The organism is Enterococcus sp. LJL90 (genome assembly GCF_056924355.1).
Genome location: NZ_JBXPBQ010000003.1, coordinates 364213 through 384744, shown reverse-complemented (window position 1 = coordinate 384744; position 20532 = coordinate 364213). Strand labels below are relative to the sequence as shown.

14 protein-coding genes are annotated in these 20532 nt (G+C 40.8%); 6 read left to right on the top strand and 8 right to left on the bottom strand.

Annotated features, from left to right (window positions below; translation table 11 throughout):
• Positions 1 to 53: 53 nt before the first annotated feature.
• The gene (locus AC1Z3S_RS09935; protein WP_461740241.1) at positions 54 to 728 is read left to right on the top strand and encodes a CPBP family intramembrane glutamic endopeptidase; all 675 of its coding nucleotides are present in this window, start codon (positions 54 to 56) and stop codon (positions 726 to 728) included.
• An 11-nt stretch (positions 729 to 739) separates the two neighbouring features.
• Positions 740 to 1237, top strand: coding sequence for a cysteine hydrolase family protein (locus AC1Z3S_RS09930; protein ID WP_461740240.1), 498 nt, complete (start codon positions 740 to 742; stop codon positions 1235 to 1237).
• Positions 1238 to 1320: 83 nt separating this feature from the next.
• Here AC1Z3S_RS09930 and AC1Z3S_RS09925 read toward each other — a convergent pair whose 3' ends face one another.
• From AC1Z3S_RS09925 to yycF, 5 genes are read right to left on the bottom strand one after another with little or no spacing between them, the layout of a single operon-like run.
• A complete protein-coding gene (locus AC1Z3S_RS09925; protein WP_265458337.1) occupies positions 1321 to 2127 on the bottom strand; it encodes an MBL fold metallo-hydrolase in 807 nt (268 codons plus the stop codon).
• A gap of 55 nt (positions 2128 to 2182) precedes the next feature.
• Positions 2183 to 3055: a two-component system regulatory protein YycI gene (locus AC1Z3S_RS09920; protein ID WP_461740239.1), complete on the bottom strand. Its 873-nt coding sequence runs from the start codon at positions 3053 to 3055 to the stop codon at positions 2183 to 2185.
• On the bottom strand, positions 3056 to 4348 hold the full coding sequence (locus AC1Z3S_RS09915; RefSeq protein WP_461740238.1) for a YycH family regulatory protein: 1293 nt from the start codon (positions 4346 to 4348) through the stop codon (positions 3056 to 3058).
• Entirely contained in the window at positions 4345 to 6180 is a 1836-nt protein-coding gene (gene walK, locus AC1Z3S_RS09910) for a cell wall metabolism sensor histidine kinase WalK (RefSeq protein WP_461740237.1), read from the bottom strand. The genes AC1Z3S_RS09915 and walK overlap by 4 nt, the downstream gene beginning before the upstream one ends.
• A 3-nt stretch (positions 6181 to 6183) precedes the next feature.
• Entirely contained in the window at positions 6184 to 6882 is a 699-nt protein-coding gene (yycF, locus tag AC1Z3S_RS09905) for a response regulator YycF (protein ID WP_461736347.1), read from the bottom strand.
• 437 nt (positions 6883 to 7319) lie between these two features.
• On the opposite strand from yycF, the gene AC1Z3S_RS09900 reads away from it, so the two are divergent.
• On the top strand, positions 7320 to 11003 hold the full coding sequence (locus AC1Z3S_RS09900) for a hypothetical protein (RefSeq protein ID WP_461740236.1): 3684 nt from the start codon (positions 7320 to 7322) through the stop codon (positions 11001 to 11003).
• 26 nt (positions 11004 to 11029) lie between these two features.
• Positions 11030 to 11845: a hypothetical protein gene (locus AC1Z3S_RS09895; protein WP_461740235.1), complete on the top strand. Its 816-nt coding sequence runs from the start codon at positions 11030 to 11032 to the stop codon at positions 11843 to 11845.
• 190 nt (positions 11846 to 12035) lie between these two features.
• On the opposite strand, the gene AC1Z3S_RS09890 is transcribed toward AC1Z3S_RS09895, so the two are convergent.
• Genes AC1Z3S_RS09890 through AC1Z3S_RS09880 form a run of 3 tightly spaced genes read right to left on the bottom strand, consistent with a single transcriptional unit; the run spans position 12036 to position 16918 of the window.
• Complete coding sequence (locus AC1Z3S_RS09890) at positions 12036 to 12920, bottom strand: ROK family protein (protein ID WP_461740234.1); 885 nt, start codon at positions 12918 to 12920, stop codon at positions 12036 to 12038.
• A gap of 5 nt (positions 12921 to 12925) precedes the next feature.
• Complete coding sequence (locus AC1Z3S_RS09885; protein WP_461740233.1) at positions 12926 to 15598, bottom strand: alpha-mannosidase; 2673 nt, start codon at positions 15596 to 15598, stop codon at positions 12926 to 12928.
• A 30-nt stretch (positions 15599 to 15628) separates the two neighbouring features.
• Complete coding sequence (locus AC1Z3S_RS09880) at positions 15629 to 16918, bottom strand: glycoside hydrolase family 125 protein (RefSeq protein ID WP_461740232.1); 1290 nt, start codon at positions 16916 to 16918, stop codon at positions 15629 to 15631.
• A gap of 159 nt (positions 16919 to 17077) precedes the next feature.
• On the opposite strand from AC1Z3S_RS09880, the gene AC1Z3S_RS09875 reads away from it, so the two are divergent.
• Together AC1Z3S_RS09875 and AC1Z3S_RS09870 are read left to right on the top strand one after the other, a co-directional pair.
• Positions 17078 to 18115 (top strand): GntR family transcriptional regulator, encoded by a 1038-nt coding sequence (locus tag AC1Z3S_RS09875; protein ID WP_461740231.1) that lies wholly within the window; start codon positions 17078 to 17080, stop codon positions 18113 to 18115.
• Positions 18108 to 20252, top strand: coding sequence for a GH92 family glycosyl hydrolase (locus AC1Z3S_RS09870; protein ID WP_461740230.1), 2145 nt, complete (start codon positions 18108 to 18110; stop codon positions 20250 to 20252). The genes AC1Z3S_RS09875 and AC1Z3S_RS09870 overlap by 8 nt, the downstream gene beginning before the upstream one ends.
• Positions 20253 to 20532: the final 280 nt, after the last annotated feature.

Genomic DNA, 20532 nt, shown 5'->3' with positions numbered 1-20532 from the left:
TAATTCTTCTTATTAAAAAAGTTTGCAGGAATCAAACGAAAAGGAGTTTCACTATGTCAATTCGCAAGTATGGCCTTTTAACCATTATATTGTGGTTTTTTGCTTTCACGTCATCCATCACCTTTTACTGGTTAGGAATTTTCCAATCAGGGAATCAGCCAATCAACGCTTTAACGGCTGTTTACTTGGGAATGGCTTTTGTTTTAATTGCCCTCTACCTTTACCAAAGAAAAAAAGGTTCGCCCTTAGACTTTGAAAAGAAACCGATGCATTGGGTGCTACTGGTTGCTATTGGCTTCTTAAGCATCTGGGGAGCGCTCTTTTTACAGCTGATAGTAAATTCGATTGAATCGGCTATCTCTGGAGAGCTGACGGTTTCAGAGAATACTCAAAATTTAGTAACCTTAATAAAAAGTGCCCCCATCTTCTTATTAGCTACAGCAGTTGGCGGACCGGTTATGGAGGAATTTGTTTTTCGCCGGGCGATTCCCGGCGTTATTGCCAGCTTCCCCTTTCGCTTCACTAATTTTTGGGTGGGAGCGGTCATTAGTTCGATTATCTTTGCCTTTGCCCACGGCGATGGCCATTTAGCTGTTTATTTTGTTTTAGGGATGTTCTTTTGCTTCCTTTATAAAAAAACCGGCAGCATTTGGACGCCGATTATTGCCCATGCGGGAATGAATGCCCTCGTTTTATTTGCTCAAATTCTGCTGCAAAATCTTACTTAAAGGAGTCTGCCATGTCTAGCCAACAAGCTTTATTAGTCATTGATTTACAAAATGGCGTCTGTTACGGCCAAAATGAATTATTTGGCCTTGAGCCGCTTTTAACAAAAGTCAATCAACGAATTGCTGATTACAGAAGGCAACGGCTGCCGATCATTTTTGTCCAGCATCAAGACGAAGAACTGGTGAAGGGCAGCGAATCTTGGCAGTTAGTTCCTCAATTGAATAATCGGCCGGAAGATTATTATGTCGGTAAAACCCACGCCAATAGTTTTTATCAAACGAATTTACAGGAGCTATTGCAAGAATTGGCAATCAAGAACTTAGAGATTGTAGGCGCTCAAACGCAGTATTGTGTCGATAGCACCATTAAGTTTGCCCACGGTTTAGGCTATACTCTTTTTCTGCAGCGAAACGGCACCTCTACCCTTGACAATCCCTTTATGACTGCGGCAACAACCATCGCCTTTTACGAAGATTTATGGGACCAACGCTTTGCAACATTTCTATAAAAATAAAAAAAACGCTGAATGACACAGCTCAACCGTTAGCATAACTAAGCTAATCGGTTGGCTGGCTAATCATTCAGCGTTTTTTAAATTGCAAAGAGACTTGTCGCTTCATCTGGATCGGTATCGTAAATCCGGAAATCATAATTGACTCCTAGACCTTTTTCAGTCAAGGTATTTTCCATTGTCAGATGAGCGAGTTCTTTCATATTGTTTTCTTTACTCAAGTGTCCCAAATAAATTCGTTTTGTGCGGTCCCCTAAAATATCCGTCATCACTAAGGCGCCATCTTCATTCGACAAATGGCCTTTGTCCCCTAAAATCCGCTGTTTCAAACTCCAAGGGTAGCCCCCCATCCGCAGCATTTCTAAATCGTGATTGCTTTCAACTAAATAAGCATCCGCATCCTTGACTACTCCCCGCAGATGGTCGCTGGCATAACCGGTATCCGTCAAAATTACAAAAGATTTACCATCTTTGTAAAAACGATAAAACTGTGGCGCTATCGCATCATGGGAGACACCAAAGCTCTCGATATCCATGTCACCAAGGGTCAGAACTTTGCCCATCTCAAAAATATTTTTTTGCTCTAACGGCACATTGCCAATCATGCCGTCCATCGCCTGCCAAGTTTTTTCATTGGCATAGATGTCCAGCTTATATTTGCGGGCTAAAACTCCGACGCCGTGAATGTGATCACGATGTTCATGGGTCACAAAAATGCCGTCTAAATCTTCGGGATTCCTGCCTACAGAAGCTAAGAGACTAGTAATTTTTTTGCCGCTTAAACCGGCATCTACTAAGAATTTTTTTTCGGCTGATTCAATATATAAGGAGTTGCCGGTACTGCCACTGGCTAAGACACTCACTTGAAAAGCTGCTGCTTGCTTCATGTTCAAAAAAACTTCCTTCCGCTTTGGTTCAGGACTCATTATACACGGCTTTCCCTTAACTTTCTACCACTGTTAAGCTGGAATTTGTAATGACTGAGTTGCTGATGGCATTGACACTCTCATATTGAATGCCCGTTTCACCGCTGCGACTGACCGCTACAAACCAGACCGGCACATAAACACTTTTTTCCCGCAATTGAATAATGCGGGAGTATGCTAATTTAGTCCATAAAATTTCGGAATCTTGCGGCAGTCGACTATTGGTGTATAAAGTCGCCACAGCCTCCCGCTCAGAAATCAATTCCATCCGCTCCCGCAAGGTTTCGATATTGCTGATATGAGTCACACGATAGCTGTCAATGCGATACGTTTCATTGTCACTGCTCTCCGTCAAAGTTAATTCCAGTTGAGCTGTCGGATCGCTACTATCAAAAAAAGAAATGCCTTCATAGCTTTGACTGGCAATCGCCGTATTCGTCTCATCACTAAAGGTTGAGAGGTCTTCTTGATAAGTATAGTCTGTTCCAAAGGGGACGAGATTTCTTTGGGCAATAAAAGCAACAATTCCGTCTGCCAATTCATCGGTGTTGACAATTTGTGGATTGGTCAACTGGTTGGTCAAGATATTGTCCGTCGTGCTGGTGCGGGTAAATAAATCAGTATTGCCACTTTCTTCCCGTAATTGTCTTAAAGCTTCAGGCCAACTAGTTTGTTCTCCACTGAGATAATAACCTTCCATTTTCTCCCGAGAAAAATCTCCTGAGTAGGTGATGTTATTCGTACTCAGTAAAGTCTCGATTGATTCTGTTTGCGGTGTGTTGGTGGCAGTTGCTAAGGCATTGGTATTGTTGCGATACAAAGCGAACAAAAATAAATTCAAGCCGATAAAAGCAATCACAAAAACAATCTCAATTCGTTTGAAATTCACTTAGTTCACCTCCGCATCTGCTAATGTATCCAGCAATTCCCGCATCGAGTACCACTTTTTATCATAGCGAATATACCATTCTGGTTTTAAATCCACCACCCGATCAACGTCACGAATTGCTTCCCAGGTATAGCCGATAATCACCGAAGTAGCTAACGGCAAATCGCCGCCTGCCGCTTGTATTTCACTGCGAACAGTTTCCGTGCTGGGCAAAATTTCCGTTTCATCTGTCGGAATTGGCACTTGAATCGTGCGGGTACTTGTATTGATGGAGACCGATAAATTATCCTCTAAAGGATTATCCTCCACCTCAACGCCCACCAAGCCCTGCCAATTTTGACCAAAAACCGGATAGCCTTCCACAAAAACTCGATAATTTAGCTGGTCATCCTCCCGATCAAAATAACGCAAATTGCCGACATTTGAACCTAGCTTAGAAATGTAAGCAAAGCTTTGATTAAATTCATCCGTTAATCCATCGGTAACCGGCAGTTCGCCATGAAATTCTGCTAGCTGTTGGTCACTGTCAATTTCTAGACGCTCCTGACCACTGATAAAGGTCGTGGCACTCTCATTGGTCACATCACTAGGGTCTTGGAAAAAAGCATTTCTAAATAACGTGGAAGACTGAGTGGATAAAATATAACTATAGTTGCTCAACTCAATCGTTTCACTACTGTTGTATTGCCCCGTCGTCGAAGTTTCATCCAAACTAACAGTTGTCCAATTCAAACTATTGCCGTCTAAAATCTGTTGATAGCTGCTCGCTGTACCTGAGAAAGCCATTTGCATATAGGCATTCTCCCCGTAGCTGATAAATTTCGCTACTTGATTGTCAAAATCTAGCTGGACTTTAGAAAAATAAAACCCTTCACTCTCTTCGCTGTTATCTGCTTCGATTTTAAAAGTTGCTAGATAATCGCTCAATAAATAGCTCCCTTGATAGCTGAATTCCAAGCCGTTTTGAATCATTTGATTGCTGGCAAAATTTTCATCTTCACTTGTTTCTAACGTCAGCTCGCCAAAAATATTCGTCGAGAGCAAATCATGAATTTGGCCAATGGCAGTCTCACTTTGACTGCCGCTAGCTACGCCGTCCACCAGCTGAATCATTTTCAAAGGTAGAAAGACATCATCGGCATTCCGGCTATTTTGGTTTTCTGTGTTGACCGCAGTATTCCGAGTCTCGCTACTAGTATTGGCTGGGCTGAGCCAAATATTATAGGACAAGAAAATGCTGAGGGCAATCAGCAGGACTAACGTCAAACGAATTAATTTATCTGAAAGTTTCATTCCCACCAATCCTCCTCATAAGGCTCATAAGGTAACGCAATGTAAAAGGTTGAGCCCCGATTTTCTTGGCTTTCTGCCCAGATGGAACCGCCGTGGGCTTTGACAACTTCTCTGGATATGGCTAATCCCAGACCGGTTCCCCCCTGAGCCCTCGCTCTTGCTTTATCTACCCGATAAAAACGATCAAAAACTCGTCCCAAATCCTTGCGGGGAATTCCCAAGCCCTGATCAGACACACTGAAAATAATATTGTTGTGGGTCTCGATTAAACGCACGGTAATCGTGCCGCCATCTGGCGAATACTTAATCGCATTGTTCATGATATTGTCGATGACTTGAATCATCTTATCAGTATCAATTTCCACCCATAAATTTCTTTGGGTGAATTCCCGCCGAATCACGTATTCCTTTTCTTGACTGCTGACCATCATATCAAAGCGATCCAAGACAAAATTGACCAACTCAGTGAAATTAACAAATTCTCGTTGCAGTGTCGTGTTGGTCCCCACGTCCATACGGGACAAATCCAGCAAATCGTTAATCATCCGAATCATCCGATCCGTCTCTTCTAAAGTGACCTTTAAAAATTGCGGGGCTACTTCTTCATCCTGCCAAGCACCTTCACTCAGCGCTTCAATATAACTGCGCATACTAGTTAACGGTGTCCGCAATTCATGAGACACATTTGAAACAAATTCGCGCCGCTCTTGTTCTGTCCGCTCTTGTTCGGTAACATCATGAATAACGGCAACCAAGCCGCTGATAAATCCAGATTCTCTACGGAGCATCGAAAAATTGACTTTTAAAATCAATTGGTTTTCCCGCCGGTCAGATTCCGAGCGGTCTAATAATAAGTCTTTGGTTTCTTCCAATAAACGCCGCAGACTGTAATCCTCTTGAATATTTAACAAGGTTAAAATGGATTCACCGACAGCTTCTTCACTGGTTATGCCTAATAATGACAAGGCCGTTTCATTAATCGTGATAACTGTGCCCCGACGATCAGTGGCGATAACCCCATCAGTCATGTGGGTCAAGACACTATCCAAACGATTGCGCTCGGCCTCCATAGAATCTTGAGTCTCTTCAATTCTTTCTGACAACTGATTAAAGCTTTCCCCTAACTGACTCAACTCATCTTTTCCATAAACTTGCACTCGACCAGAATAATCCCCATTGGCAACCCGCATTGCATGCAGCCGCATCTCTTCAATCGGCTGAGTAATCGAGCGGGAGACCCATAAGGCCACAATAATTGAAATCACCGCTGCAATTAAAGACGCACTAAAAAAAATAAAAGCTGTTTTGCTGATTTCAGCATACTGGCTTTCAACATTGCTTCGGATATAGACCGCCCCAAGATTACCGGCGTTAGACTGAATCGGGTAGACGTTAATGTAGACCCGTTCATTATTTTCATCCACCTGCTGTTCATTGAGGACATCAAAATCATTTAAGACGGCATAATCATTTTTCTGCCCGACTAAACTAGTCCCACTGGTTTCATTAGTGGCTAGAATCGTACTCTCGGCATTGATGACCCGTGCTTCAATGATATCGGTCATATTCATATTATTAATGACTTGCTGGACTTCGCTGCTTAAATCATCAAAATTTTCGCCGCTTTCACTGTTGTTTAAAACAGTGCCAACGTTGGATGCTAAAGCCGAAGTCCGCTGGTTCATGTCATTATAAAAAGATGTGATGGTGGTGTTTTCCAAATTACTGATAAAATAGGCCCCGATAATTTCGATTGAAATCACTAAAATCAAAATAAATGTCAGGGCAATTTTAAAGTTAACCGACTGAAAAAAACGCACTCTTTTTTGCATCGCCTACTCCTGTTCTGGACTCCGTAAATAATAACCAACGCCGCGGCGCGTCACTAGGTACGTCGGATGACTTGGATTGTCTTCAATTTTTTCTCTTAAACGACGGACGGTTACGTCAACTGTCCGCACGTCGCCAAAATAATCATAACCCCAAACAGTTTGCAATAAATGCTCCCGAGTCATCACTTGACCGATGTGCTTAGCCAAATAATGCAGCAATTCAAATTCCCTGTGGGTCAGCTCAATCGTGTCGCCGCGTTTGGTCACCATGTAAGCATCCGGTAAAATTGTCAAATCACCAATTGCCAACTCACCTTGACCATTGTCGACTTCTTTAGCAACTGCACCTCTCCGCAGATTCGCCTTCACTCGAGCAATTAATTCCCGATTAGAAAATGGTTTTGTGACATAATCATCCGCTCCTAATTCCAAGCCTAAAACTTTATCAATTTCGGAATCTTTAGCAGTTACCATAATGATTGGCATATCATAGGTTTTGCGAATTTCCCGCGCCACTTCTAAGCCGTCCATCTTCGGCAGCATCAAGTCCAACAAAACTAAATCCGGTTCTACTTCTTTGACTTTTTCTAATGCTTCTTCGCCATCATAAGCGGTGCTGACTTCAAAGCCTTCTTTAGTTAAATTAAATTTCACTATATCTGAAATTGGTTTTTCATCATCTACGACTAAAATCTTTTTCATAGTTGGGTCACCTCATATTTATTCTCAAATTCTGTCACGCTAGTTTTAATTATACCTTATTTTAGACTTTCTTTCATTAGTTCAAGAAATCTGTCGCCTGAGATAAATGAAATATTAAGAAGTCTGGCTCTTCAACTTAGTAACTTATAAAAAAATAGCAAAAAAAATTTTTTTATATCAGCAAACAAAACAACGCCACTTATTACAAATTAATAAACAAAATTTCAAAAAAACTTCAATTTTTTTCCGAAAAAATTACAATTTTATTCATTTTTCGTCATAAACTATTTAAAAAAATCACATATTTGGTTATTATTTAAAAGAGGATATTTTTCGAATATAATGCTTTATTTCAATTTAAGAAAGCATTCAAATCTTCTTAATAATAGCCCGACAGTCAATCAATTAGCATATATTAGTGTTTAGGAGGGTTCCTTATGAAAAAGCTTTTTCAATATTTCTTAATACTTATTCTTGTCCTACCACTATTCTTGAACTCTCTATTGGTTCACGCTCAGTCTGAACAAAATTTTGAAAACGCTATCGAATTTTCTCAACTAGAGGTGCTTTCGCTAACTGAACAATCTTTGCAAACTGAATTAACCTTTGAATATTCCACCGCTGCCAACGAGGAGTTGGTTCTTAATGTTTCAAGTAATCTTCAAGTTCCAGCTGGCGATTATCCGATTATCGATGTAACAATTGGTAACATTTTAGGAGAATTTCGAGCTCAAGGTCAACAGCTCTTTTTAACCTTCAATAGTCCGGATAACTCCAAATTGGCAAGATTGTCATTAAATGGTGAATACCAGCCAAATTCAGGTAATATTACGATTACTAGTTCAACTGATTCAATTGAAGGCATTATTGAAAATCAGCCTGCTCCAGTTGATGAGCTTGAAGTAACAGAAGAGACTAGTGAAGCAATTAATAATTTAGAAACCGACGACTCAGCACCAATAGCAACCGAAGTTTTGCCTGAAGAAGTGCCCCAAGAAACCGAAATTAATCAAGAGTTCTCTCTAGAAAATTTAGAATTCAGCGCAGAAATCGTTGAAACTGATATCACCGATGGAACGGAAAACTTTGATGAAGATGATACTGCCGGAAATGATTCTGGCAACAATAACGGCATTATTCGCTCCTTTGATACAATCACTTATCCTGTAAAAATTACTTTAAATGATGTCGCTGGAGGAACGATTCACAATATTAAAGTTAAAATCTCAGGCAGTTTACCTGATGGCTATGTAGCCGGCAGAGCAAATGCTGTCTTTGGTGAAAATTCACAGGAGGATGCACTTAATAACCGCATAACCTTTGAAACAGAATATACAATTCCTTCGACCGCTAATGCAGTAACATATCCTATTAATCTTAATGTTTTAGGTGCTGATAACGATTTAATCATAAAACCAGAGTTTAGTGTCCAATTATTGAGTATTGACGGAGTCGATATTTCTGGGCAGAACATTCGTCAAGACTTTGATACTATTCTCCCACGGACTGTTAGCAGCCAAGTTAGCATCGAACCAAAGATTTCTGTTGGAACGCCAAAGTTTGCTTCCCAAACCATTTTGACAACAGCTGCCTATCAAACAAACGATCGAACTGTTCCCATCGGTATTGAGCTAATGGCAGTACCTCTACCGGGGAAAAATGATATTAAAGGAGCTGCCTTCCCATCAGGCAAGTTAAATGTCAATTTATCAATGGATGGACGAGTTGTCTGGGATGATGGGCCGACGACAAATTTGGATTTTACAAACAAAAATCGACCGCCTTACATTATTGACTTTCATAATTACGTTGTGAATAGTGGTGCAACTAACTTAATCAGTTCTAATCCAAATACCCTAAGCAATACTCAGAATCTATCTTATAATCAAAAAGAATTTAATGACAGCCGCAATTATTGGGCTGGTTCAAGGATGACAGATAAAAATACCTATAATGCACTAAATTCTATCTGGGATAGCGGCACCTATCAATTAAACAATTTTGATTTAACAACTCCAGTAACCTTTGAGATTCAAGATTATCAGATTGGAGCTACCTATCCTATACGACGAGCTGATGGCTATACCGGCCGCACGATTTACACAGGAAATCAAAAGGCTTTTACCAATCAAAATGTAGATGTACTCGTTGCCAATGATTATGCTTACGGCGGCCTTTTGAATCCCGATAACACTGAAAATACAATTTATTATAAAGCTGCCCTTAGTTATACAGATACTCAGAGTGTTGAAAAAAAAGTTACCACTGAATTCTCTATTCGTAACGAAATGCCTGGTATACGAGGATATCTATCGGCGAATTTCAAAAATCCTGATACAAGAAGGCCGTTTGGCAAATATTCACTCAGCAATGATATCGATCCATACGGAGACGGTCAAACAGTAACTGGCGCCCGTGTTCTTATGGCCGGTGGTGGTAGCTTTGGTGATAGTCTCTGTAAGGGTGGTTATCAATTTTTACAAAAATGGAATACAGATGCCTTTGAGCTGACTCCACAAGATTTTGCGGAAAATGATAAGTTAATCCCTAACTTATCACCCTTTGGTGGGACTGGTCAGACAATTATTAGTCAAGGTTACTGGTATGGTATTAGTCAACTTTCAAATCCAAACTCATTAAATAATTTGGCTCAAGCAACAGTTGAAAACTACAGATGGTACACTCCGTCTGACTTACCGCCAGACCTGTACGCTTCAGTAGGAGCCGTTTTGATGGATGTACAAACTCCTATTGCACGTACATGGAAATATGGCGGAACTTATCTGACAGCAATATCTGAAAAAAATGGTTCTCAAACTGACCAAGGCACACCAAATATTTATGTAGCTGAAATGGCGATTTTCACTGATGAACAGCGAGCTTCCTTCAATCCTGGTTCCCCAGAAGATAGCCAAAAAGATGCGAGTCGTTATGATATAACCAAAAACTACTCAATTTTCACTGAAACTAAATACAATGATGAAAATAAATTACTCACTTTGCAAGAGCCGGTCAATGGTCACACCAAATTTGATACACTGGGTATTGTGCCCATTAAAGTATCAAACAGTTTGACTGCAGATAAAAGTACCTATCGTAGTACCGAAACCGTCAACTGGACAATTCAAGATAACAGCTTGCTTGCTAGTCAAAATTATCACGATTCCGATGAAATCAGCTGGAATGTTATTTTGCCCAAAGGAGTTTCCTATGTCTTAGACTCTGGAAAATATGGCGGCAATAGCTTGGTTCCCGAAGTTACGATAAATCCTGATGGTACTCAAAAACTTCTCTTTAGAGTAACAGCTGTCTCGACACCTGAAGTAACAGCAACTCTGAAAAATATCAATTTCGATACTCAATTTGATGATTTGAATATCAACTTTATCAATAACACGGCCAGTTTAACTGCGCAGTCAGTTATCAGTACCTCAAAGGATACTAGTGATGAAGCACTCCGACTAGCAACTGCAACAATCGTAGTCAACAGAATCGGTAGATTAGGTTTATATGAAAAATTGTCACCAAGTAAAGGAGAGATCAATCAAGAATATCAATTGTCACTTTCTCCTTACACCACTTCTCTTAAAGAACCAAATGTTCGTGGATTGGTTATTCTACCGAAAGATGGTGACCATTATGGATCTACTTTTAACGGCACAAGTCAATTATCAGCTATCACTACCCATTTAAATGATGAGCAAGAAGTCAAATTTTATTTGAATACTCAGCCAGTCACTTACGAAAATCCAAACAACATCAATGTAGCAGCTGATGGCTGGCAACTTTATACTGGACAATCTTTGACTGGAACACAAGCCGTTTTATATGAATTCCAAGAAACACTATCTCCAGGAGATTCAGCAGAGATTATTTTAACAATGGTGAATCGAGATAATCAGCCAGGAGATATTTATCGTCATCGAACTTTAGGAAATTCTGGCAGCAATTATCCGACAGCAATTTCTTCGAACATGGTGGAACATCGCATTTTTGGTCGGGAAATTAGTGGCGTCGTTTGGTTAGATGAGAATCAAGATGGGCAAATACAAAGCACTGAAAAAAAATTAGCAGTGTGCCAGCTAGCCTTTACAAAAAAACATCATCCGGTTATAAACTAATGACTGAAAATTTACGAGGAGAATCCTTGGAAGATATCAAAACAGCTGAAAATGGAGCATATCTCTTTGACTATTTACCGTCTGGCATCTATTCAGTAGCTTTTGACTATTCTTCAATTCCACTGGCTGATATGGAGGTTACTACTTATAATATCGGTGATGAAGCTACCAGTTCCAAAGTTGATTTAACTGAGCAACTACAAATTGATTATTTTTGGAATACAGTCGATACTCAAGAGCTTCCTGAACTGGCTGACTTAGTTAGTCCACTATATGAGCAAAACTACTTAAACTCAGGAGTATATCCAAAAAAGCCAGATTCAAGCGAGAGCGAAGAATCCACCACAACGGCTAGCTCTACTGATACAGAAACGACATCGACGACAAGCTCGAGTATCACAGAAGATACAACAACTAACACGACTACTACTTCTAGTTCAACTGACACTGAAAGCACTAGTTCGACTAACTCTAGTTCAACTGACACTGAAAGCACTAGTTCGACTAACTCTAGTTCCACTGACACTGAAGGCACTAGTTCAACTAACTCCACATCTAATTCCAGTGATACTGAAGATACTAACTCTGCTTCTAGTTCCAGTACCAGCGAAGAAACAAATGATTTAAATATTAGCTCAAGCACAAATCCACATGCTGCTAACGAAAACCCAAGTTCTGGAAATTCAGAGAATCCAGCTTTCTCTAATAATAATTCCAATAATAGCAATAAAAAACTGCCGCAGACAAATGATCGTTACAGTAGCTTAAGCCTATTAACAGGGATTTTGATTATTTTCTTCTTAATAATTGCTCAACTTTATAGAAGAGATCAGCGACAATAAATATCTAGTCAAAATTTTCAAATAATATTTTGCACAATATTTGCACAATAAAAGAGGCTAAGCATAAATAATTTTGCTAGCCTCTTTTTAGATTTCATAATAATCCAGATGATTTTCGATAGCTCTTTCAAAAGTACACTAAAATTAGAAAGAAGAAATTAGCTGCGTTAATCACTTTCCATTTAATAGTCTAGACTCTTGGCCTCTTTGATTCCCGTTCCAGCGCATCCTCAGCCAACAACAAACAGCCGATAATCCCACTTTCATTCGGCAAGCCCCAGTGAACAATATAGTCTTCCACTGCTGGCGTTTCCACGTAGCCTGCCATCTGAACGACAAAGGCTTGGCGAATTCTCATTAGCATATGCTCTTGATTCATTACGCCACCACCGAGAACAATTTTTTCCGGCGCAAGTGATAAAACGTAGGTCATCAAGGCTTGACCGATATAATAAGCTTGCAACTCCCAAATTAGGTGGTCCTCCGGTAAGTCTTGCCCTTTAATACCTGTTCTTGCCTCCAAAGCCGGACCTGCTGCCAGCCCCTCCAAACAGTCCTTATGATAGGGACAGGTTCCTTCATAATCATCATCGGGATGGCGCTTCACATGAATGTGCCCCAGCTCTGGATGCGTGATGCCAGAGAAAATTTTCCCATCCAATACGACGCCGCCGCCAATCCCAGTACCGACAGTTATATATAAGCAACTCTTTTTTCCTTGAGCGGCTCCCTGCTTCAATTCGCCAAAGGCTGCGGCATTGACATCTGTCGTCCAGACAATCGGAATCGAATAACGGGCTTTGATACTGCCTAAAAAATCAAAATCTCTCCAACCGGGCTTGGGGGTCGCTAAAACATAGCCGTAATTCTCCAGTTCAGGATTAATGCCGATTGGACCAAAGGAACCTATACCCATGGCCGCAAGCTGATACTGTTGAAAAAAAGCAAATACTTGCGCCAAGGTTTCCTCAGGCGTGGTTGTCGGAATACTCACTTTATCAATAATTTTCTGCTCTTTATCGCTGACAGCACAGATAAATTTGGTCCCGCCAGCTTCAATACCGCCAAAATACATCAGACTTACCCCTTTATCTCAATTGTTTTAATTTCATAGGGGCGCAAGTTTTCAGTGAAATCGCCCCACGGTTCCTCCAATAAATTCAATAGTTGAACAGCTGGGTGGCCATTTTTTTCAATTTTTACAGCAGCCTCTTGATCGCTTAAATTATAGCCCCGCAAAATTAAAGCCTGATCACTTTTCCGTCGTTTCAACGCCGTCACTTCAAATAAGTGGCCATCGATTTCCAAAAATTGCTCTGCAGTCGCTAAGTTTCCTCCATGAATTTCTGTTTGTGCCGTTACAAATGGCACTTGGACATTATGGGCCTGTTGATAGGTAGCGTAGCGGCTGGCCGGTTTTCCATGTAACTCAATCCCATAGCTGAAAGTCTGCTCGCCCAAACATTGAGCTTCCGGTGTTGGGAAATAACCCCAATCGCCTAATTCACCGACACAACGCAATAAAGTCACCGCAATTGTATCCTCGACAACCTCATATTCTGTCAGACCAAAGTTAGAAACTGTTACACCAAAATTTTCATCATGGAGATTAACAAAGGCGTGCTGATGTTGTGGATTAGTCGGATTCTCCCAATTTTTTGAAACTTGGTTGGGACGAGTGACGGTTTCGTAAATACTGTCTGCCTCATGGGTTTGCGTCTGAATCGTCGTTGGAAAAAGCACCCGCAGCCGATGATCTTTGGCTTGATTATTGACTTTAGTTTCAAAATTGATTCTCTTGCTGCCAGCTTCAAGGGTTATTTCAGTAGTTAAAGTAAACGGCATTAACTCCTGTGAACGCTGAGCCTTTCGATAACGAAAATCAACGACCATTTGCTGTTCTAAAGTCAGCAAATCTTCGGCGGATTTTGGAATTGCTAGCTCATGGGTCAAGCGGATTTTACCGTGTAAAGGCGTATCTTCAACTACTTCAATATGATGTTCAAAAGAAGTCGATAAAATGGCCTGATCATGTTTTGGTTGTTTAAAAATATACTCATTGGCAATATCACCAACATCTTCAAAAACCAGCAGATTTTCCAGTTTCCGATTCAACTGTTTATCCGTTAAGCTCACAGAACCATCTGCTTCAACAGTCAATTTTACTTGATCATTTTCTAAAACTCGGCCGCTTTCTTTAACGATAGCAGGGCGGGGCAGTTGGTTCTGTCCTTCTACTAAGGCAAAGGTTTCCCAGGAAAAAGCGTTCAATTCTGCTATTTCAATGGTCACAGTCACATATTTTTCCATGTAGGGAATTCTGAAACGATCTATTGGCAGATCGTAATCAAACCGAATCTGCGCTTCACTGATAACGGCCGGCACAACTTTTCCTTCAGCGTTGATTACTTGATAGCTGTTGTTCACTTCTTCGGCCAGTGTTTGATAGCCCTCAGACGGATATTGCTCCTTAAAGGTGATACGTTTTAATTCGATATCCACCTGAGCCGTGCCGTGCTTTTTAGAGCCGGCGGTATTGAACACAATAAATGGAAAACTGTCTTCAGGAAATTTGCTCGTATCAATGGCTCTAGCTAATTGCTCAGTGGCTTCTGTCGCTAAATATTTGCCAACTTCATTGGCTTTTTCAAAGCGAGGCAGCATTTCCCGATGAACTTCATCGACTGAACAGCCGCAAATGCTATCATGGGGATGATTTTGCATCAAAGTTTTCCAAGCGTAGTCCAGTTGGTCATGGGGATATTCACCTGTCACGCTATAGGCCATCGCCGCTAAGGGTTCCGTGATATTTTCTAATTGACGGCTGACTAAAGTATTCCACTGCTTTAAATAAATTCTTGCAGAAGCTGTATTGGCCAGAGTAAACCAGCCGTCGGTTTCTTGACTAGTTAATTCACCGCTAACTTGGCCAAGGTCTGCTGGTAAATCCTGTTGAGTAGCCGTTAGATAATCCGTAAAGTTTGAGTGAATAAACTCATAATCTGGATACAATTGATTAGCTAAAGCAATCGCTTTTGAAATATCCTTTTGAACCGGTTGATGATCAACACCATTCATCATCAACAGATGATTGGTGGAAGCATAGCGTTCTGCCTCTTTAAGTTTTTGGTCCCAGAAAATTTTAGCGGCTGTCGCTTCGGCGGGAATTTCATTGCCGTTACTGTACCAGTTGGCAAATAACAAACCAAAAATTTTACTACCATCAGGACCTTGCCAATCCATTTCAGAATATTGGGAAGTATAATTATCTGCTAGCACTTCATTGTCAAAGCCAATTGGTTTCACTCCCCGACCGAAAGCCGCTGCTTGTAAATTGGCCTGTTGCATCATTTGCGGAGTTTGACCCATATTACCAAAAGTATCTGGGAAATAGCCCAGCATCACTGGCGTCCCCCACTTTTTGCTTTCCTCCATACCAATCAGCATATTCCGCACGTTGGATTCAGCACTGATTAAAAAGTCATCCTGCAAAATATAAAAGGGGCCAATTTGTAATTTGCCGTTGTCAATTGCCCGCTGTACCTCAGCTCTTCTTTCAGGGCGAACTTCTAAATAATCATCTAAAATAATCGTTTGCCCGTCTAAATGAAAGCTGCTGAAATTTGGGTCCGTTTCAAATAAATCCAATAAGTCATCCATCAATTGGACTAAGCGCATATGATGCTGCTCATAGGCCATATACCATTCACGGTCCCAGTGGCTGTGGGAAATAATGTAAACTTTTTTCTTCATATCATAGCTCCTGCTGTCTTTAATTTTTTCTTATTTTTCAACGCGAATATCAAAATAATCCATTACCAATTCACAAAACATCATATTGGCCCAAGAGAACCATTCACGGGTGTATTGATTAGGGTCATTCACATCAAAGCCTTCATGCATCAAATGAGTTCCGCCATCGGTTGCTACCAACTGATTTAAAATGCGGACTTTTTCATTTTTATCTTTGGTAGTCATCCCCTCCATAGCTAAGGCAATCGGCCAGACATAATTTTCCGGTGTGTGGGAAGAACCGATTCCGCTGGCAAATTTGCCGCTATAAAAATAGGGATTTTCTGGACTCAATAAAGTTTTTCTGGTAGTCAGATAAGTCTCGTCATCGACTTGGCCATAGCCTAAGTAAGGGGCTGAAATTAAATTCGGCACATTGCTGTCGTCCATCACGGTAGCGTTCCCTTGTCCATCAACTTCATAGGCAAAAATCGCTTCACCCGCTTGATTTTTCGTGTGGCCAAATTTTTCAATGCCGGCTTGAATAGCTTCTTTCAATTTTCTTGCTCTAATCACCAACTCTTCATCAGGGATTAGCTGACTAAAAATTTCTTCTAAATAGCCCAAGATAACAACGGCAAACATATTGGAAGGCACTAAATAACCGTATTGACAGGCATCGTCACTTGGTCTAAAGCCAGACCAAGTCATCCCAGTGGGCACTACTTTAGCACCTCGGCCGTCATTGATTAAAGTATCCTCTTGGCGTGTGGTATCCCGTTCAAATACATAAGGTGATTGATTGTGATCTTGCTCCGTTTCAAATACGGTTAAGATTTTTTTTACTCCTTCAAGGAAATCTTCATTGAATTGGTCGGTTCTGCCAGTATTTTTATAAACAAGATAAGCTAGCTGCACAGGATAACAAAGGGAATCAATTTCATATTTCCGTTCCCAAATCCAATCGTTCATCTCTGTATCGTCGCTTTGGTGTCCAGCATGATTGGCCGTTTCATTAAAGGCGTTAGCGTAAGGATCGATATTGATATAGAAAAATTGTTTCTTCACTAGACCGGCAATCATTGCGGCTAATTCTTCATCTTCCTTGGCGACTACTAAATAGGGACGAACTTGAGCGGTTGAATCCCGCAGCCACATCGCTGGGATATCACCGGTTAATAAAAAAGTAGTGCCGTCTGTTTGACGCTTAACAGTGGTTAACAAGGTGTTGGCAAAGGCTGCATTAAAATTTTCTGCCCAATCGGCATGCTCTGTCCCACATTTTTCAGTAATTGTTTGCATAAAATTCTCAACTGATTTTGGTATATCTTTGTAAGCCATTTTAGTAAATCCTCCATAATTTGATATATCATTAATTCGTTTTTGATTATACGATATAAAAACCACTTTGTCTACGCTTTCAAAAAAGTTTTTTTGGGTATTTACAGGAAAAATAAATGTGATAAGATAGAAAATATGATATATCAAATAGGAGGAGTTATGGAACCTTTATATCAAACCATTTTAAATGATCTAAAAGAAAAAATTCTCAGTGGAACTTTACAGCCGGGTAGCCAAGTGCCCACCGAAAAAGAATTATCTGATAGCTATCAGGTTAGCCGCATTACTTCTAAGCGGGCGTTGACCGAACTGGAGCAGCTGGGGTTGATTGAACGGACTAGAGGCAAAGGTAGTTTCGTTAAAAAAACAACGCAAAAAAAAATAATCACCAAACGAATTTTATTTTTGCTGCCTTTTTCAAATGACCTTTCTTTAGGTAATTTTTCAGAAGGCCTACTGCCAATTGTTCAGGCAGAAAAATTCGAAGTAATGATGACCAATTTTGATTTTCTAATGAGCCATCATGCCAACGAAATTACCCAAGAATTCGACGGCTTGATTTATTATGCTGATGATGAAAATCAGCATTTAGATTTATTATTTGAACTGTCACTAAAACAATTTCCAACAATTATCTTGGATAAGCAGCTGCATGATTTAAATCTGCCGGCAATTTATTCTGATAACTTAGCCGGTGGGCAAGTCGCCTGCGATTACTTGATTGCATTAGGCCATCAAAAAATCGCTTATATCTTTGGCAATGACCGGCTACCCCAGTCAACCCGCCAGCGCTATCTCGGCTACATTCGCAGTACGAGTGAACATCAGCTGAGCTTCCATACAACTTTAGAAGATCAGCGGGCAACTTTGAACAATCTTTTGGAATATGTCACAACCAATCAGATTACCGCCCTAGTTTGTGAAAATGATTTGGTGGCCATTGAAGCGATGCGGATTTTAAAACAAGGGGGGCTTCAATTACCAGAGGAGCTGTCGGTGATTGGCTTTGATAATATTCAAGCTGCGGCCTTGGTTGATCCTAGTCTCACCACCATCTCGCAAAATTTTAAAGAAATCGGGGCGCTGGCTGGTCAAGCCCTCATTACTTGGATTACAACTAGTCAAGTACCAGTCAGTCAAAAAGTCGCCATTCATTTAATTACACGTCAATCGACAAAGGAGCTTATACATGATTGAAACAATTGATACCCGCCACGGAACAGCTAATCAGCACAGCTTTTCAAACGGAAATTGCCTGCCTTATACTGGCGTCCCCTTTGGCATGAATTATTTTGCAGCGCAAACGACGGATCAAAAAGGCAGTTGGTGGTTCCATCCCAATGACCGCATCTTTCAAGGCTTTCGCTTGACCCATCAGCCAAGTCCTTGGATGGGAGACTTTAGTCATTTTCTTATGACACCTTATAGTGGGGAGTTAAGCGAGCTCTCATTGTTTCACGCACAAAGTTCCTATCGTCCAGAAGAGGCGACCTTTGCTCCCTATCAACTTATTATTCAGCAGCTGCGTTACAATATTACCTCAACGCTAGTGCCGAGCATGTATGGTGCGGCTCTTGAAATTAATTATTCAGAAGAGCAAAATAATCTGCTCCTGACTTTTCCAGGCTTGAAAGACCTAAAACAAATTAATGATCATGAGTTGCGGGCTAGCGTGGTCAATTTTAGCGGCTGTGAAGACCCAGACTTTACTTTTTATTTGACCTTCCATTTTTCTGAACCGATTGTGGCGCTGACTAAAAAAAATCAAGAAGAACAAACTTTGGTTAGTTTGGCTTTTGGCACTATTCAAAAACAATCTATCCATTTAGCGACTTCTTTTATCAGTCAAGAGCAGGCTCAGCTCAGTCTTGAAAGGGAAAAAGAACTTACCTTAGCTGATTTCCGTCAAAGGAGCACAGAAGAATGGCAGTCTTACTTTAAGCGCATTGAAGTCGAGCATACTGATCCGGTCCATACAAAAACCTTCTATCACAATTTATACCGGACTTTCTTGTTTCCTCAGACTTTTTATGAGCTAGATGCAGACAACAAAAAAATCCACTATGATACAGTAGGCCGACAAGTCAGAGCCGGCAGTTTATACACCAACAATGGCTTTTGGGATACCTACAAAACGGTTTATCCCCTGTTTTCTTTAATTGCTCAAGAAAAATTCGCTGATATGCTGGAGGGTTTTTTAAATAGTTATCAAGAAACCGGCTTTTTACCAAAGTGGTTATCTCCGGATGAACGAGGACTAATGCCTGGTACTTTGATTGATGCCGTGATTGCTGATGCGGCTGTTAAAAAGATTCGCCCCGATTTAATGCCTCATTTTTTAGAAGCAATGAAAAAAGGTGCGACGGTGCAAAGCGACAACACTAATTATGGACGCCAAGGAACGTTGGATTACTTAAAATACGGATATGTGCCAAGCACTTATCATGAATCAGTTAACCATACTTTGGATTATGCCTACAGTGATTTTTGTATCAGCCAAGTGGCTCAAACTCTGCAGGAGACGGAGACCGCTCAAAAATATGCGGAGCAAGCCTTAAACTACCGCAATATTTTTGATCCGAAGGTCGGCTTGATGCGGGCCAAAGATCAAGCAGGAAACTTCAGAGCTGATTTTTCACCGATTCGTTGGGGCAAAGATTATGCTGAAGGCAGTGCATGGCAAAGCAGCTTTGCTGTTTACCAAGACTTTGCCGGTTTAGCCCAGCAAATGGGCGGTCCCTCTGCCTTTACTGAAAAATTAATTACCTTGTGCAATCAAGCGCCGAAATTTGATGTTGCCGGCTACGGTTTTGAAATTCACGAGATGAGTGAAATGGCCGCCATTGAATTTGGTCAGCTGGCGATTTCAAATCAGCCGAGCTTCCACTATCCTTATCTCTTTAGCTATGTGGGCCGTCCTGAAATGGCCCAGCCCTTAATCAAAAATTTACTAACAGAATGTTTTAGTGCGGGGATTGACGGCTATCCCGGTGACGAGGATAATGGCAGCACCTCAGCTTGGTACATCTTTAATTCGCTGGGCTTTTATCCCGTTACTCCTGGTACCGGTGAATATGTGATTGGCATGCCGCTAGTAAAAAAAGCGGTCATGCATTTATCTAACGGTCAAAAATTGACAATTAGTGCAACTCCCAATCAGCCGCAGCAACAATTTATCCACCAGGCACTGCGAAATAATCAGCCTTATCAAAAATTATTTTTCAGTCATGAGGACTTAATGGCCGGTGGCGACATCCAATATCAACTGGGAATTGTGCCAAATCCGCAGAATTATCAAGCGGAAGATTATCCCTTCTCCTTGACTCAAAATTAATATTTTTTGTAATAAAATAGCCGAGCACTTTAGCGACAGTTCCTGATTACAGAGGGCCTTTACATGGCCCTCTTGCGGAATTTGATAAAGTGTTCGGCTTTTTGATTTTTATAATGCTGCGCTTATATCAGATTCTTGTGACAAAATACAATGGGCTTGGCTCTCAATAGCTGACTATAGCACAGAAACTGACTGTAACACAGAACTTGTTTTCAAGAAAAATTTTCTTATCCCTAATGTCCTACCCGTTTCAAAAACTAAACAGCTTCCCTTCGCTTCA

Excerpts from the sequence above, each read along its gene's own strand:
- AC1Z3S_RS09930 (WP_461740240.1), top strand. The coding sequence starts at position 740 with ATGTCTAGCCAACAAGCTTTATTAGTCATTGATTTACAAAATGGCGTC.
- AC1Z3S_RS09890 (WP_461740234.1), bottom strand. The coding sequence starts at position 12,920 with ATGTATTTTGGCGGTATTGAAGCTGGCGGGACCAAATTTATCTGTGCT.
- AC1Z3S_RS09900 (WP_461740236.1), top strand. The coding sequence starts at position 7,320 with ATGAAAAAGCTTTTTCAATATTTCTTAATACTTATTCTTGTCCTACCA.
- AC1Z3S_RS09925 (WP_265458337.1), bottom strand. The coding sequence starts at position 2,127 with ATGAAGCAAGCAGCAGCTTTTCAAGTGAGTGTCTTAGCCAGTGGCAGT.
- yycF (WP_461736347.1), bottom strand. The coding sequence starts at position 6,882 with ATGAAAAAGATTTTAGTCGTAGATGATGAAAAACCAATTTCAGATATA.
- AC1Z3S_RS09935 (WP_461740241.1), top strand. The coding sequence starts at position 54 with ATGTCAATTCGCAAGTATGGCCTTTTAACCATTATATTGTGGTTTTTT.
- walK (WP_461740237.1), bottom strand. The coding sequence starts at position 6,180 with ATGCAAAAAAGAGTGCGTTTTTTTCAGTCGGTTAACTTTAAAATTGCC.
- AC1Z3S_RS09880 (WP_461740232.1), bottom strand. The coding sequence starts at position 16,918 with ATGGCTTACAAAGATATACCAAAATCAGTTGAGAATTTTATGCAAACA.
- AC1Z3S_RS09870 (WP_461740230.1), top strand. The coding sequence starts at position 18,108 with ATGATTGAAACAATTGATACCCGCCACGGAACAGCTAATCAGCACAGC.
- AC1Z3S_RS09915 (WP_461740238.1), bottom strand. The coding sequence starts at position 4,348 with ATGAAACTTTCAGATAAATTAATTCGTTTGACGTTAGTCCTGCTGATT.
- AC1Z3S_RS09875 (WP_461740231.1), top strand. The coding sequence starts at position 17,078 with ATGGAACCTTTATATCAAACCATTTTAAATGATCTAAAAGAAAAAATT.
- AC1Z3S_RS09885 (WP_461740233.1), bottom strand. The coding sequence starts at position 15,598 with ATGAAGAAAAAAGTTTACATTATTTCCCACAGCCACTGGGACCGTGAA.